Genomic DNA, 13953 nt, shown 5'->3' with positions numbered 1-13953 from the left:
TATGGTGCCCGGCCTTCGGGTTAACCCTGAATCCAGCCTTCTCGCAACCGGCAACCGGGATTCCTCCGTGTCCTCTTCGTCCTCCACGGCCCCCGCGGCCCACGCTGCCCATCCTTCCGCCCCGGGGCTCACGCCCGCGCTCACGCTGGTCTTCGCCGTCGCCTGCGGCCTCTGCGTAGCCAACATCTACTACGCCCAGCCGCTGATCGGCCCCATCTCCGACACGCTGCAGCTGCACGCCGGCCTGGCCGGACTCATCATGACGCTCACCCAGCTCGGCTACGGTGCCGGCCTGCTGCTGCTGGTACCGCTGGCCGACGTGGTCGAGAACCGCAGGCTGATCCTCGGCGCGCTGTTCGGTGCGGTGATCGGGCTGGTAGGCATCGCGCTGTCGGGCTCGGCCATCACCTTCCTGGCGGCGTCGTTCGTGGTCGGCACCTGTGCCGTCGCGGCCCAGGTGCTGCTGCCTTTCGCCTCGCACCTCGTGCCCGAGGCCACGCGCGGCAAGGTGGTCGGCAACATCATGGCCGGGCTGCTGGGCGGGATCATGCTGGCGCGGCCCTTCGCCAGCGTGGTGGCCTCTGCGCTGGGCTGGCGCGCGGTGTTCGGCCTGTCGGCTGTGCTGATGTCCTCGCTCATCGCCGTGCTGTGGCGCGTGCTGCCCCGGCGGCACCCGCACGCCTCGGTGGGCTATGCGCGCACCATGGCCTCGTTGCCCGGCATCGTGTGGAACACGCCGCTGCTGCGCAGGCGCAGCCTCTACCAGGGAATGATGTTCTCCGGCTTCCAGGCCTTCTGGACGGCCGTGCCGCTGGCGCTGGTGCACGAGTTCGGCATGGGGCAGGGCGGCATCGCGCTGTTCGCACTGGCGGGCGCGGCCGGTGCGCTGCTCGCGCCCGTGGCGGGGCGGCTGGCCGACAGGGGCTGGACGCGTGCCGCCACCGGCTGGGCCATCGTCGTCGCGCTGCTCTCGTTCGTGCTGGGCGCCATCTCCATGCACTACCACTCGCTGGCCGGGCTGGTCGCGGCGGGCATCCTGCTCGACGGGGCCGTGCAGCTGTGCCAGGTGCTCAACTTCCGCAGCCTGTTCATGCTTGCGCCCGAACTGCGCGGCCGCATCAACGGGCTGTTCATGACCTTCATCTTCATCTGTGCGGCGGTGGCTTCGGGCATCGCGGCTGCGGTGTATGCCTTCCATGGATGGGGCGGACTGTGCCTGCTGGGCGGCGGGTACGTGCTGGTGGCGCTGCTCTACTACGCGACGGAGTTCAGGCGGGCATCGGTGCCTGCTGCCGTCGGCGGCTGACCCGGCCCGGCGGCCTCCAGGCGCGGTGGTAGCCTTGCCACCCGATGAACCTCCGCACCAAGATCGTTGCGCTCGCCGTCGCACCGCTGCTCCTGGCGCTGGTGCTGGTGGCCCTTGCGGTGCGCCACCAGGAGAACGACCTCGCCCAGCGCGAGCGTGCCCTCATCGAGAACAGCTACATGGCCCAACGCCGCAGCGAGCTGCGCAGCTACGTGGACCTGGCCGTCAGCAACCTGATGCCGCTGTACGAATCGGGCCAGGACGACGAGGCCACCCGCAACGAGGCCTTGCGCCGGTTGGCCGCGCTCAACTACGGCGACGACGGCTACTTCTTCGTGTACGACCTGGAGGGCAAGTCCCTCATGCATTCGCGCCAGCCCGAGCTGGTCGGCCAGAACCTCTGGGAGCTGCGCGACTCGCATGGCCGCTACACCATTCAGGAGCTGATCAAGGGCGCGAAGGAAAACGGCGGCGGCTACGTCGAGTACGAATGGCGCAAGCCCTCGAGCGCGCAGCTGGCGCCCAAGCTCGGCTACGTGACCGCCATGCCGCGCTGGAACTGGATGGTGGGCACCGGCCTGTACCTCGACGACATCCAGTCGACCATGGACACCCTCGACCGGCAGGTGAACGCCAACGTCACCGCCACGCTGCTGTGGATAGCCGGCATTGCCGCGCTGTGCCTCGGCGTGGTCAGCGCTGCAGGCCTGCTGCTCAACCTCAGCGAGCACCGTACGGCGGAAGCCAAGCTGCGCCTGCTCGCGCGGCGCGTGGTGCAGTCGCAGGAAGAAGAGCGCGGCCACCTCGCGCGCGAACTGCACGACGGCACCAGCCAGACGCTGGTGTCGGCCAAGCTGCTGATCGAATCGGCCGTGGAATCGCTCGAACGCCAGCACCAGCCCACGCCGCCCGCGCTGGTGAAGGCGCTGCAGCGGCTCAACGATTCGCTGATAGAGGTGCGCCGCATCTCGCACCGGCTGCGCCCCGCATTGCTCGACACCCTGGGCCTGCCCGCCGCACTGGAGCGGCTGGTCGACGAGTTCAGGGAAGAGGGCGGCGGCGTCGATGCCTCGATGATGATCGGCGGCGAATCCTTCGAACTGCAGCCCGAGGTGAAGACCGCGCTCTTCCGCCTCACGCAGGAGGCGCTGACCAACGTGCGCAAGCACGCCAACGCGCAGCACGTGCACATTGCGCTGAACTTCGACGAAGAAGAGGGCGTGCGGCTCGAAGTGAGCGACGACGGCACTGGCTTCGACATCGAGGCCGTGCAGCTCGACCCCCGGCGTGGCATCGGCCTGCGCAACATGCGCGAGCGCATGGAGTCCATCGGCGGGCGGCTCACCATGTGCAGCAACGCCGGGCGCACGTCCATCGAGGCCGAGGTGCCCGCCCGCAGCGCGAGGGCAGCAGCGGCCGAACAGAAACAGCAGGCACACGCGCCCGCATCAGGCGCCAGAGCATGACCACCGCCAAGACCATCCGGCTCTTTCTTGTCGACGACCACCCGCTGGTACGCGACGGCCTGCGAGCCCGGCTCGGCTCCATGCCCAACCTGGAGATCGTCGGCGAGGCCGGCAGCGCCGCCGAAGCGCTGGAGCTGGTCGGCAGCGTGCGGCCTGACCTGATGCTGATGGACGTCGGCATGAAGGACATGAACGGCATCGAGCTTGCGGAAGTGCTGCTGCAGCGCCAGAGCGCGACGCACATCGTGATGCTCAGCATGTACGACAACCCCGAGTACGTGCAGAAGGCCCTGCAGGTGGGCGCGCGCGGCTACGTGCTGAAAGACGCGCCCGCGGCCGAGATCGTCGCGGCCATAGAGGCCGTGTCTGCCGGCGGCACATTCCTGAGCCCGGCCGTGTCGAAAAAACTGTTTCGCACGCAGGAGCCGAGGCCGCTGCTCACGCCGCGCGAGAGCGAGATTCTTTCGGCGCTGGGCCGGGGCGAATCGAGCAAGCAGATCGCGCGCGAACTGGGCCTGAGCGTGCGCACGGTGGAGGCGCACCGGCAGAGCATCAAGCGCCGGCTGGGCATCGAGGGGCAGGCGGAGCTCATCAAGTACGCGGTGGAGCACGCGCGCGAATTCGGGCGCGATTCGTGAGCTGATGCCGTTGCTTCTGCAGCCTCTTTTTCGCTGATTGACCTGGCGACTGTCAGCGCTTTGTGGACTGGCGCTGCGGCCTCGCGATTACTCGAAGGAATCGAGAAATTCTGGGCAGAAAGTTATTTCTGCGCGGGGCTGGTCTTCTATACAGTGAATGCCCCTGTGGTTGAACGACCCACCTAGTGGGCATGGAGGGCAGAGCACACAAAGACTTCTTTTGAGTGAACCGCATTGCCTTGCGGCGGGCTGTTGGTGCGACGTGCATCGACGCGAACGCGAGGCGCAAAAGGCGACGGCCAAGGTGCGCGAACACCTTGACCGTCTGACCAAGTGACGTGCATTACCTTGAAGGAGAGCACACCAAATGGCTAAACGAATTATGGCCGGGCCCGCAAAACAGGCGTCCGTGGACGCGACCACCATGACACGGGACCCGTCCGGTCTTCTTGAGAACAAGCTGGAGCAACTGAACTCGCTGCTCTGGTGCTTCTACGGCGCCGGGGACGGATGGTTCCAGGAGGCGGGGGAGGCGCATCGGGAGAATCTGCTTTGGATTGCTTCTGATTTGGCGCGGGAGGCGGTGGCGCTTTATCAGGAGATGAGTCCGGCTGGATAAGGGCTCAGGGCGCCAAGTCTCCGAAGGTGGCTTGGCGCTTACTGCGGCTCTTCGGTTTCCTTCACGAGTTTCCGCTTTACGGCGGCTGCCGTCTTGTGTCAGGCTGAGTTCAGTTCCCGGAAGCGGTTGTTCAGCTTACGAGGTTATGCGCCGCTGTGAGCCGTCAGCCGCAACGACCAATTTTCTTGCGGGCGCGGGTTAGCAACGTGAATACACATGGCGATTGATCTCAGCCTATAGGGAACAACGGAGAAGTCACGGGCGATGGTCCTTCCTGGGGAGCAGCAATGGAGGAGATACTAGTCGTGAAGCCTGGTGGCAAGTGCTTGTACGTGGCGTCCGGTCCGGTGTCATGGCCGTGAATGGCGGCATCGAGATCGCGTACCGGAAGCTGAACGCACTGAGCAGTGAACAGCTGTCCCCCATCAACCGAGTATCCAACACGCTTGAATGCCTCGTAGTATGGGGTGACGACCAGTGAGCCACCAAAATACCCGGTGTTGCAGACCACTACGTTGCAGAAGACCGTCCTTGATAGAGAAACGGCCAGCGACTCGAAAAGCTTTACGTCACGGTTGTACGCGATGACAAACAGATGATGGACACGTCCGCGATAAAGGAGGGCGCGCTCAATATCCATAAAGTCGTAGCAAATGCTGACCCCGATCCGCCCGTAGGGTCCTGCATCGAAAACGTATACGTTGGGGTCGGCGTCAAAAGCCCATGGCGGTACGTACTTCTCAAAGCCGGACGCCTCGGCTGGCGCAGGGTCTCGCTTACCGAACCATACTCGGGCAGCATAACGCGAAGGTGTGCGCTTCCAAAAGTTTCGTGGGACGAGGACGAGACCTTCGTTTTTTGCTGACCTCGTTCGATGGTCCAGGCGGTAGTCAACTCCAATGATTGTTAGGGCATTCATAGAACAGACAAGCCGCTCGAAGTCGTCCAGTCGCGTTCTTGGTAGTGCTAGCTCAGGAAGAAGAATGATGCGGGGCTGATCGTCGTGATCTGCCAATGCCCTCATCGCTCTGCGAATCTCGTGCCACGCACGGCTATCCTCGGACGCCGAGATCCTTGGCGCACCACTAGAGACATTCCATGCGAGCTTGGAATCTAAGGTCGTTTGAATAACGCCAAGAGTAAGCGCTTCGACCAAGGCTGGTTGCTCAGAGCTCATGCTGGCCCCATTTCAAAGTAGCGTTTCCAATCAACGTCAGTGAGATGCATAAGATTGACAGGAGTGACTTGTCGGGACTGCTGATTGAAGGTCGATACTTGATTTGCCTCGAGTTCATCTTGTGCGATGGAGATGACGCGTGCTAAGTCGGCTGCGTCGATGAGGCTTACCGGATCATGCTCAGTGTCATCGGCAGCGTCCGGGCCCCATGCTTGATGCAGACCGGCGAATACATTTTCGGCAGCACGAGGCTGGAGACACGCCTCAAGAATCCCAAGAGTTGCCGACGAATAGGTGATTTCCTCTCGAAGGAGTTGCGGTAGATGTTTGAGCATGCTTTCATGCCCCAGCCCGTTCCATTGCACTGGCAGTAGGAACGTGCGCGAAAGCAAGGCAAACAGGCAAATGCCGAGACCGCGAATCGGATTCTGCGCAGAGCCGATTTCGGTCACCACGAGCGGCGCATATCGCCTGTCGTAAATCCGACGCCGCTGCGGCACTTGCCGTACTACGCCAACTCCGGACTGCCGCAGCTTTTGTTTCCACTCTTGCCAGGAAACCGCTTCCATGTCGATGAGATTGCTCGGCAACGCGAAGTTGAGCGGATGTGCGCAATGAGATCGCGCGCCAGCGTCTCTTCGTGACGCGCGTTCAAGGTAGTCGTTGTTCAGCGTTTCAGTGGAAGAAAGTAGCAACGCTGCTTGCCTGACGATCTCTAGGCAGGTCCATTCTCCGAGTCGCCACTCTTTTGTGATCCCGGAATCGCGGCTGTCCCAGATTCTTGTTGCCCAAACTGGGAGTGGCAGAAATTGCCCGGCCTCTGATCCTTCAAGGGATGTCCAGACTCGTGACGCTGCCGGGGAAAGAGTGGCCACTTCTTGAAGGTCTGGTTGATCTAGTCGACCCATCAAGGCATCAAACCACCAACCTTCTTGATTGGCTTGAGTTGGTCTAGTTCCTGATGCAATCCGCGTTAGCGCTCCGGTTGGTGCATCCGCAGGGAAGAAAGTCCAAAAGTCGTCGGATTCAGGCAGGTCTTCGACGCAGGTTCCTAGGTGAATGATTAGATCTGTCGCTCGACGAACGGGCTTGCGAAGATCGAACTTGCATCCCCACCAAGCAAATGCAACGCGCAGATCCGGCGAGACGTCATCGCTGCTTAACAGAGCTCGACCTCTTTCAAAAAATTTTTGACTTAGCCGTTGCCCGAGAAGCTGAAAGGTATTCGGCAATTGTTCCAACAGTCCAGTGGCGCAATAAACACCAACGAAGAACTGATCTAAGCTCTTCTGTACAAACCACCGATCTGCTTCAGGAACGCCTCGGTTAGTAAGCTTTGCAATATCTTGCAGTGATCTCAGCGCAGCCGCTCTGCGCCACCCTGCCGCATCGGGGTCAATAAGTAGCTGGGCAGCTCTCACTGTTTCTGCGGCGAGGACCGCGTAAGAGTTGCCGCGTATGTAGCTGGCCGCTAGCCGATTCACTGGATCGCGCGCATAGCGATCGATGTCGTCAAAAAGAAGTTCCAGTCCGGTAGCGCCGAGGCGGCGCGCGATGGTCAGTGCATGGGTCCATAGACGGACGCGATCAGGTCGTTCGTGCAGCACTTTTCTGACCAAGCCGAATACTCTGTCAGCAATGCCGGCAAGCCGGGCGTGAATCTGAGAGTCGCTAATGCCAGTAAGAGCAGCGATGGGGTCGAACGAAGGATCGTCCCCATTGCGACTGCTTACTTGGTTCCTAGTCTTTTGGATCTTCCCGGTGCCGCCATGTCGAACGTCGAGCGTTTCCGGTGCGGCGAGTCTTGCCTCGGCCACGCGGGCGAGGCGAGTCGCCGCGAACGCTAAACGTGTTCGCTCTGGCATCTCTGCTTCAGGAACATCTACCAGCAATAGGTGCTCTAGCTGCTGAGACAGGATTGAGAGTTCGTTGTCTTCAAGTGCCGTGAAGTCGGTTCTGCCGATTGCCGAAACCAAGGCAATCGTCTTCGTCATCAATGGAGTTGGAAACTCAGGATCAAGGCGGCATTCATCTTGTGCCCGATTCCAGAGGTCGGACCCCGCAACTCGCTTGCTGGCGTCGCTCGCACCTAATAGGTCCCCTAAAGCTTTAGGCTCGGTCTTTGAAGGGTTGATGTTCGCGCCAGAGCCTAGCCTATCGATCACATCCTTATAGTGATCAATCCACTTTATCAACTCCTCAAATGTCTTGGCCAGTATTACGTGGTCGTCGACATAGCGAAAGTGGGCGACGCGACCGAGAGGTAAGGATTTCTGCACCTCGTGGTCGACTTGCAAGAGCGCCGCGTTTGCGAGAAAACCTGACACCATGAGCCCAGTAGGAATTCTGCGAAATGTCTTCCGAGACTCATCAAGTTCGATGTGCTTAAGTTCGGCGTCCGTCCAACCCTCAAGGTCTAGTGGGAGCTGTGTCAGCGTCCTTAGCAGTCGTTGCACTTCTGGGCGCAGTTCGGCCGGAACGCAATGGGAGATTGCGTCGACGCACGCTGTTAGTGGGATTGATGGATAGAATTTCTCAAGATCTACAGATGCCCAAAAAATTCCATCGTCTTTAAGATCAGTTTCGGAACTATTCCAATAATCTGGAAAAACAAATGGGCATCGATCAGCCCGGTGCATTTGATACTGAAGCTCAAGCTCGTCGCGCTCATCGTCATCAAGGTTGTCCACCTTTGATTGACCGCTTGCGGCTGCCGAAACCGCCAAAGCGATATGACGCCTGAATAGCGGCCAAGCCTGCTGAAACGGCCGATAGATTCGCCCAGAGGAATGTCTGTATGGTCCGATTTTCCGAATCTTCTTGCCATGAAGATTTTCTTCAATCCACGTGGACCGGAAGAGTCTGTTGCCATAGCTCCAAACAGGCATCTTTGGGTCGACGTAGCGCCCTAAGACGTTCACGACTGCGGTCCAAGCGACTTGGTCTCTGATCGTGAAATGGAAATACTGCCGAACCCTGGGGTTTCCATCTCCATCAGGGTTCTTCGGGAAAGCCATAGGCCGAATCGGTGACATCCGAAATTTTCCCGAGCATAGTTCGTCACCAAGGCTCTGGAGTTCACGACCCAAATGGACTTCAAAAGAGGCGAGGTCCGCTTCGTCGATCCAGATGTCACCTGGGACGGATGCCCGTTTCACCTTCTCCCATGCCCAGCGCATGTTCAATTGGTCGCATACCTGACTCAGAAAACTACGCATTCTTCCCTCGCGCAATCACGTCACTGGCATCCATGCCTTCAGGTGGAATCACAAACCGAATGCTCTTGCTCCTCGCCCGAAACTCATTTGCCAGACATTTCATGAACTTTTCGCCTGCTGCATCACCGTCGGGAATGCCCACTAGATTAAATGGAAGTAGCTCTTCAACCCATTCGGAGCGAAACGACGTAGCCCCTAGAACCGCAACTGCTGCTAGGCCAGCCCCCTCCATGGCAATTGCGTCTGGGACGCCCTCGCAAATGTGGAGAAGACTGCCTGGCTGCAACTGGCTAAGCCGGTGGCGGTTGAACATAGGTTTAGGGATGCCGCTTGGGCCAAAGAATTTCATACTGCTCTCCAGGCAGCGAACCTGGAGGTACTCTGTAGCCGCTCCGGACTTGAAGGGGAAAAGTAGTGCGTAGCCAAACCAACTCAGTGCTCGTCGGCTCCCAGACAGTCCCGCGCCGCGGATTCGCTCTGCACCCCAGTGCTTTTCCAGCTCTCGATACGCCCTCGCTGAATTTACGAGTTCAACGACGCCGAACTTAAGCGCCAGTTCCGGTGCAATTCCGTGAGCTTGGAGGTAAGTGGTCCCCAACGACGCTTTTACCGGTCCGCAGTGCGCTATCAACCAAGCGTATAGCTCGGGGTCGGGCCTAGCTGAAGGGGCAGAAGTCTGGGAGTCGACTGGCTTGGGACTCGTAACTCGTGCAATGGAACGAGCGCGCCCACCAAGCGGGACTTCGCTACCGATGATGCCGAAATGGCTGCAGAGCCAGTTGCAGGCGTCCATAAACCCAACGCCGTGAATTTTCCGGACGAGCGCGATTGCGTCGCCATGCTCACCGCATCCAAAGCACCTCCAGGTGTTCCTCGCTTTGCTGACGGTGAAGCTTGGACTCGCTGTATCGTGTCCCTTGAAGCACATCGCCTTGTTGCCGCGCAGGGTGATCCCCATGGCTGATGCAACTTCCGCCATTGGCAATTCGCGCAGGCGTGCAAGTGCCTGATCACTCAGTGGCGTCGGCTTGGCTGCCTGTGTACTGGTTCGCCGCAAAACCATCTCCTCGCGCCAGTTTCCGTTCTCTTGCGGAAATTGTCCCATAGAGACAATTGAAATGGGGTTGTCAGTCCGCTAACGTCCGAATGCGCAGATGCCACCGGGGGCAACCAGTCCGGGCAAGGTAGTTACGTCAGTATCAGTCAGAGAGCGCGCCTGCCGTCACAGGCATTCGTCAAATGCTCAGGAAATCCGGCATGTCTCGTCCACACGCCCGCGCCGACGGTGCATTCAAATATGCAGATTTCAGACTTCTTCGGCATCCCACAAACAAGGTAGTCATGCGACGCGGAACTGCGCAATACGATTTCGCGCCGATACGAGAACACGAAAGCAGACCCTCGCAAGAAAGCTGGGTTTCTTCGTATGCACTGCTGTGAGGCCCTGTGCCGTTCGTTCTGGTCTATGCCCTTTTTCAGGCAATCGCGCCGATTCACAGACTGCACCGTCCGAAGCCGAGAGAAGGCCCCTAATCTATTCGCGACCGACTGCCGCAGAAAGATATATGAACCGAGTTCAGCCCGATTGTTTTGTCGACAGTGGATACCAACTGCTGGACGGCTTCCATTCAAAGAGGAAGGCCCTCGGCATCAGGCAGAAGTTGCTTGATGGACTCAAGCGACTGAATTCACAGCGAGGAGGACAAGGTTCAGCGAACTTGCTACAAAAGCTTCCCGTCTTTCAACAGATCGGAAAGCTATCCGCACTCGTCAAAGTTCCGGGCTTGCACGAAGCACTGTCAACGCCCGAGCTGATCGAGTGCATCACTCGTCTAGGCGGGCGCCCTCCGTCAGCAATTCAGGACACACAACTACTCCTGTCCCCACCCAACCAAGGCACCTCGACACTCGAAAGCCTGAACTGGCACGTCGACATCGCCACAAACTCCAAAGGCCCGTTACCCGGAATCCAGGCTTTCTTCCTCATCGACGACGTAGCCCCCGGAGGTGGCGCGACGCTGGCACTGGCCCGTTCGCATCGCGTCGACACCCAAGGCATGCCCACATCTTCCCGACTGCGCGAAGTGCTGAAGACCCCCGGCGACCTGAAACGTAATCTCGACCAACTGGGCATCGAAATCATCGAGATGTCCGGCCGCGCAGGCGACGTCTTCCTGATGGACATGCGCGTGCTGCACACGCCATCGGTCAACTCGACGAAGAACGTACGGATGATGGCCACGACCCGCTTCTTCTTCGACGGGCCTTCGCGCTAGGCCACTCCACGTCACGACGTTGACGGGGCCTGCAGACAGGGCCACCATCGCACAACGCGGCCGATGCCCGATCAGCCCGCGCCCCTGTTGCAGCCACCCAGCCAACCCCAGACTAGGTAACCCCAACAGGGCACCCAAGGGCACTGCTCCGAACAAGCTCTCAAGGAGACACCCCATGCCCGAAACCGACAAGCTCTTCGCAGGTTCGATCCCGAAGTTCTACGACACGCTCATGGTCCCCCTGATCTTCGAGGCCTATGCCCTCGACATGGCGGAGCTGGTCGCGGCCTCTTCGCCCGGCGCGGTGCTCGAAACGGCGGCTGGCAGCGGCGTGGTCACGCGGGCGCTTGCGCCCAGGCTCGGCGCCGGTGCGCGCTATGTGGTGACCGACCTCAACCAGCCCATGCTCGACTACGCCGCCACCCGGCAGGGCGACGGCGCCGATGGCAACGGCGGCAGCAGCACCGGCAGCATCAACATCGAATGGCGGCAGGCGGATGCGCTCAAGCTGCCGTTTGAAGATGCCTCGTTCGATGTCGTCTGCTGCCAGTTCGGCGCGATGTTCTTCCCCGACCGCACCGCCGGCTATGCCGAGGCGCGTCGCGTGCTGAGGCCGGGCGGGCGCTTCGTTTTCAATGTGTGGGACCGCATCGAGGAGAACGCCTTTGCCGACGAGGTCACCAACGCCATGGCCGAGTTGTTCCCGCAAGACCCTCCGCGCTTCCTGGCGCGCACACCGCACGGCTATCACGACGTCGCGCTGATCCGCCAAGACCTGAGCCGCGCAGGCTTCACCAGCATCCAGATCGACACGCGCGAGAAGCAGAGCCGCTCACCCTCGGCGCGCGAGGTCGCCACCGCCTATTGCCAGGGAACGCCGCTGCGCAACGAGATCGAGTCGCGCGACGCCAACGCGCTCCAGCTGGCCACGGACCGCGCGGCACAGGCGATTGCGAGCCGTCATGGCGAAGGCCCGGTGGCCGGCAAGATCCAGGCGCATGTGATCGTGGCGGCGGGGTAGGGGCGCAGGTCGCACGGGTGTGGCCCAGCCAGCCCCGCAACGCCGACCGTGGGGCTGACTGCGGGTACAAACGGCAGTTCCCGATCTCGCCCAGCCGCTCTTTCTCTTCGAATTCAGATGTCCAGTCTTCCCCACAGCCCCGCCGCCGACCGCAACAAGCAGCCGATCCTCGATGCGTTGACCGGCATCCTCGGCGACGAGGGCGCCGCCCTGGAGATCGCATCCGGCACGGGCCAGCACGCAGTGTGGTTCGCGGCTGCGTTGAGCAAGTGGACCTGGCAGCCCACCGACGCAGACGCGCGCATGCTGCCCGCGATGGCAAGCCGCATCGAGGAGGCCGCGCTGCCCAATCTGCGCCCGCCGCTGCTGCTCGACGTGATGGCGCCTCGATGGCCATCGGAGGGCTTCGCGTTCGCAGCAGCAGAAGAAGAAAAGCAGTTCGATGCGATTTTCTGCGCCAACATGCTGCACATCTCGCCTTGGGCCACGTGCGCCGCGCTGATGCAAGGGGCCGCGCGGCATCTGCGTGCTGGCGGAGTGCTTGTCACGTACGGGCCCTACATCGAAGACGGAGTGCCGACGGCGCCGAGCAACATCGCGTTCGATGAAGACCTGCGTGCGCGGAATCCCGAGTGGGGCATTCGGTGGCTGGAGGATGTGGCTGTGGAGGCGCGGCGAGAGGGGCTTGTGTTGCGGGAGCGGCATGCGATGCCTGCGAACAATCTGCTGCTGGTTTTCGCCCGTCCGTAGGCTTCAACGCCAAGGCGACTCCATCAACGCCACGTCCTCGAACGACAACTCTCTCAAAGCCCCACCATCGCGCGGCACCGCATACCAGCAGCGCCCAAGCGGTATCCGCCCATTCGCGTACATCACGCGAACCACCGCTTCCTGCGTGCCAAGCCGCAACACATGCGCCCCAATCGTCCGCTCCGCGTGCGTGAGCGCGAACTCGGCCAGCGCACGCTCGCATGCGAGCCGGTGCCAGCGCTTGTCGATCTGCCAGGCCCGGAAACGTTCGAACAGCGTCATCGTCGGTACTTTTCATCCAGTCCGGTCCGGAGTTTCGTGCATCCACAACGTGCATCGATCACGATGTTTCACTTTTGAAACGCGGGTGTGTGTCTTCATTCCTCGACGGGGCGTTTAAAGTTCGAGCCCGGTGCGCCCCGTGCGCACCTGTTTCATTTCAATCCATTCATCGTCCGACCAAAGAAAGACACCCGTTTTGAACAAGACCGACCTCATCGCCGCCATCGCCACGGACACCAACCTGAGCAAGGCCGACGCCGCCCGCGCGCTCGACTCCGCCATCGACAACCTGTCGCGCGCGCTGGCCAAGGGCGACACGGTGCAACTGATCGGCTTCGGCACCTTCGCCGTGGCCAGCCGTCCCGAGCGCGAAGGCCGCAATCCTTCGACCGGCGAGAAGATGACCATCAAGGCCAGCAAGGCGCCCAAGTTCACCGCCGGCAAGGCGCTGAAGGACGCGGTCAACGCGCCCGCCGCAGAGTAAGCAAGTAAGAGAAGAGACCCAAAAAGAACCCGCAGGAGGCACGCGCAGGCCTCTTGTCCAACCTCCCTCCGTGGCGCCCGCGCAGCAGTGCGGGCCGCGGAGGGCCGGCATCTTCAGGAAACCGTCGCATTCCGCGCTAGAGTTCGTGCAGGTTCACGAGCCCAGCCATCCGACATGTACGACGCGCCTGTGCCGACACCCTCATCCCCGACCACATCGCAGCAGTGGCTGCTTCGACTTCTTTCGATAGGGGCATGCCTTCTGTTCATCGGCTGTGCGAGCCCCTCGGGGCCACGGCAGGGCGGCGGCCCCGGGCCCGTCATCGGCGGCACCAGCACGTTGACGGCGGAGCAATCGAACAGCATCGCGATCCATGCGCTCGGCCTCGTGGGCACGCCGTACCGCTACGGTGGCAACACGCCCGACGGTGGCTTCGACTGCAGCGGGCTCATCGGCTACGTATACCTCAACAGCGTAGGTGAATCGCCGCCTCGCACGGTGGCTCGCATGACGGCCTTCGGCAGCCCGGTGGCCGTGTCCGAGCTTCGCACCGGTGACCTCGTGCTCTTCGGCTCTTCCACGCCCTCGCATGCGGGCATCTACGTGGGCAATGGGCGCTTCGTGCATGCGCCTTCGACGGGCGGCGTGGTGCGGCTCGATCGGCTCGATGGCGTGTATTGGTCGCGCCAGACGGTGCAGGCGCGGCGACCCTGAGC

The 13953-nt window shown here is 61.4% G+C and carries 13 protein-coding genes; 9 read left to right on the top strand and 4 right to left on the bottom strand.

Translation table 11 applies throughout. The features are described 5' to 3' along the window. Positions 1-67: 67 nt before the first annotated feature. The 4 genes from EJO71_RS02330 (at position 68) to EJO71_RS02315 (ending at position 4029) form a co-directional block, all read left to right on the top strand. Positions 68-1306 carry an MFS transporter gene (locus EJO71_RS02330; RefSeq protein ID WP_125946987.1) on the top strand — a complete coding sequence of 413 codons (1239 nt, stop codon included), beginning with the start codon at positions 68-70 and terminating at the stop codon, positions 1304-1306. Positions 1307-1350: 44 nt separating this feature from the next. Next, complete coding sequence (locus EJO71_RS02325; RefSeq protein WP_125946988.1) at positions 1351-2772, top strand: cache domain-containing protein; 1422 nt, start codon at positions 1351-1353, stop codon at positions 2770-2772. After that, positions 2769-3410: a response regulator transcription factor gene (locus EJO71_RS02320; RefSeq protein ID WP_125946989.1), complete on the top strand. Its 642-nt coding sequence runs from the start codon at positions 2769-2771 to the stop codon at positions 3408-3410. Before EJO71_RS02325 ends, EJO71_RS02320 begins: the two co-directional genes overlap by 4 nt. A gap of 367 nt (positions 3411-3777) precedes the next feature. After that, on the top strand, positions 3778-4029 hold the full coding sequence (locus EJO71_RS02315; RefSeq protein ID WP_240651244.1) for a hypothetical protein: 252 nt from the start codon (positions 3778-3780) through the stop codon (positions 4027-4029). Positions 4030-4258: 229 nt separating this feature from the next. On the opposite strand, the gene EJO71_RS02310 is transcribed toward EJO71_RS02315, so the two are convergent. Genes EJO71_RS02310 through EJO71_RS02300 form a run of 3 tightly spaced genes read right to left on the bottom strand, consistent with a single transcriptional unit; the run spans position 4259 to position 9382 of the window. Further along, the gene (locus tag EJO71_RS02310; protein WP_240651245.1) at positions 4259-5206 is read right to left on the bottom strand and encodes a carbon-nitrogen hydrolase family protein; all 948 of its coding nucleotides are present in this window, start codon (positions 5204-5206) and stop codon (positions 4259-4261) included. Next, complete coding sequence (locus EJO71_RS02305) at positions 5203-8385, bottom strand: RNA-directed DNA polymerase (RefSeq protein ID WP_240651274.1); 3183 nt, start codon at positions 8383-8385, stop codon at positions 5203-5205. Before EJO71_RS02305 ends, EJO71_RS02310 begins: the two co-directional genes overlap by 4 nt. Before the next feature lie 31 nt (positions 8386-8416). Further along, a complete protein-coding gene (locus tag EJO71_RS02300) occupies positions 8417-9382 on the bottom strand; it encodes a CHC2 zinc finger domain-containing protein (protein ID WP_206169081.1) in 966 nt (321 codons plus the stop codon). 607 nt (positions 9383-9989) lie between these two features. On the opposite strand from EJO71_RS02300, the gene EJO71_RS02295 reads away from it, so the two are divergent. The 3 genes from EJO71_RS02295 (at position 9990) to EJO71_RS02285 (ending at position 12471) form a co-directional block, all read left to right on the top strand. Further along, positions 9990-10700: a phytanoyl-CoA dioxygenase family protein gene (locus EJO71_RS02295; RefSeq protein ID WP_125946992.1), complete on the top strand. Its 711-nt coding sequence runs from the start codon at positions 9990-9992 to the stop codon at positions 10698-10700. 175 nt (positions 10701-10875) lie between these two features. Then, positions 10876-11721: a methyltransferase domain-containing protein gene (locus tag EJO71_RS02290; RefSeq protein ID WP_125946993.1), complete on the top strand. Its 846-nt coding sequence runs from the start codon at positions 10876-10878 to the stop codon at positions 11719-11721. 117 nt (positions 11722-11838) lie between these two features. Further along, positions 11839-12471: a DUF938 domain-containing protein gene (locus tag EJO71_RS02285; protein ID WP_125946994.1), complete on the top strand. Its 633-nt coding sequence runs from the start codon at positions 11839-11841 to the stop codon at positions 12469-12471. Between the two features lie 3 nt (positions 12472-12474). Here EJO71_RS02285 and EJO71_RS02280 read toward each other — a convergent pair whose 3' ends face one another. Further along, the gene (locus tag EJO71_RS02280; protein ID WP_125946995.1) at positions 12475-12753 is read right to left on the bottom strand and encodes a hypothetical protein; all 279 of its coding nucleotides are present in this window, start codon (positions 12751-12753) and stop codon (positions 12475-12477) included. A 196-nt stretch (positions 12754-12949) separates the two neighbouring features. Here EJO71_RS02280 and EJO71_RS02275 point away from each other — a divergent pair, with 196 nt between their 5' ends. Next, a complete protein-coding gene (locus EJO71_RS02275; protein WP_125946996.1) occupies positions 12950-13237 on the top strand; it encodes an HU family DNA-binding protein in 288 nt (95 codons plus the stop codon). A gap of 174 nt (positions 13238-13411) precedes the next feature. After that, positions 13412-13951, top strand: coding sequence for a C40 family peptidase (locus EJO71_RS02270; protein ID WP_125946997.1), 540 nt, complete (start codon positions 13412-13414; stop codon positions 13949-13951). Positions 13952-13953: the final 2 nt, after the last annotated feature.

The organism is Variovorax sp. 679, from assembly GCF_003952185.1.
Classification (GTDB): domain Bacteria; phylum Pseudomonadota; class Gammaproteobacteria; order Burkholderiales; family Burkholderiaceae_C; genus Variovorax.
The sequence above is the reverse complement of the archived record's forward strand: the minus strand, read 5'-3'. Positions and strand labels throughout refer to the sequence as shown.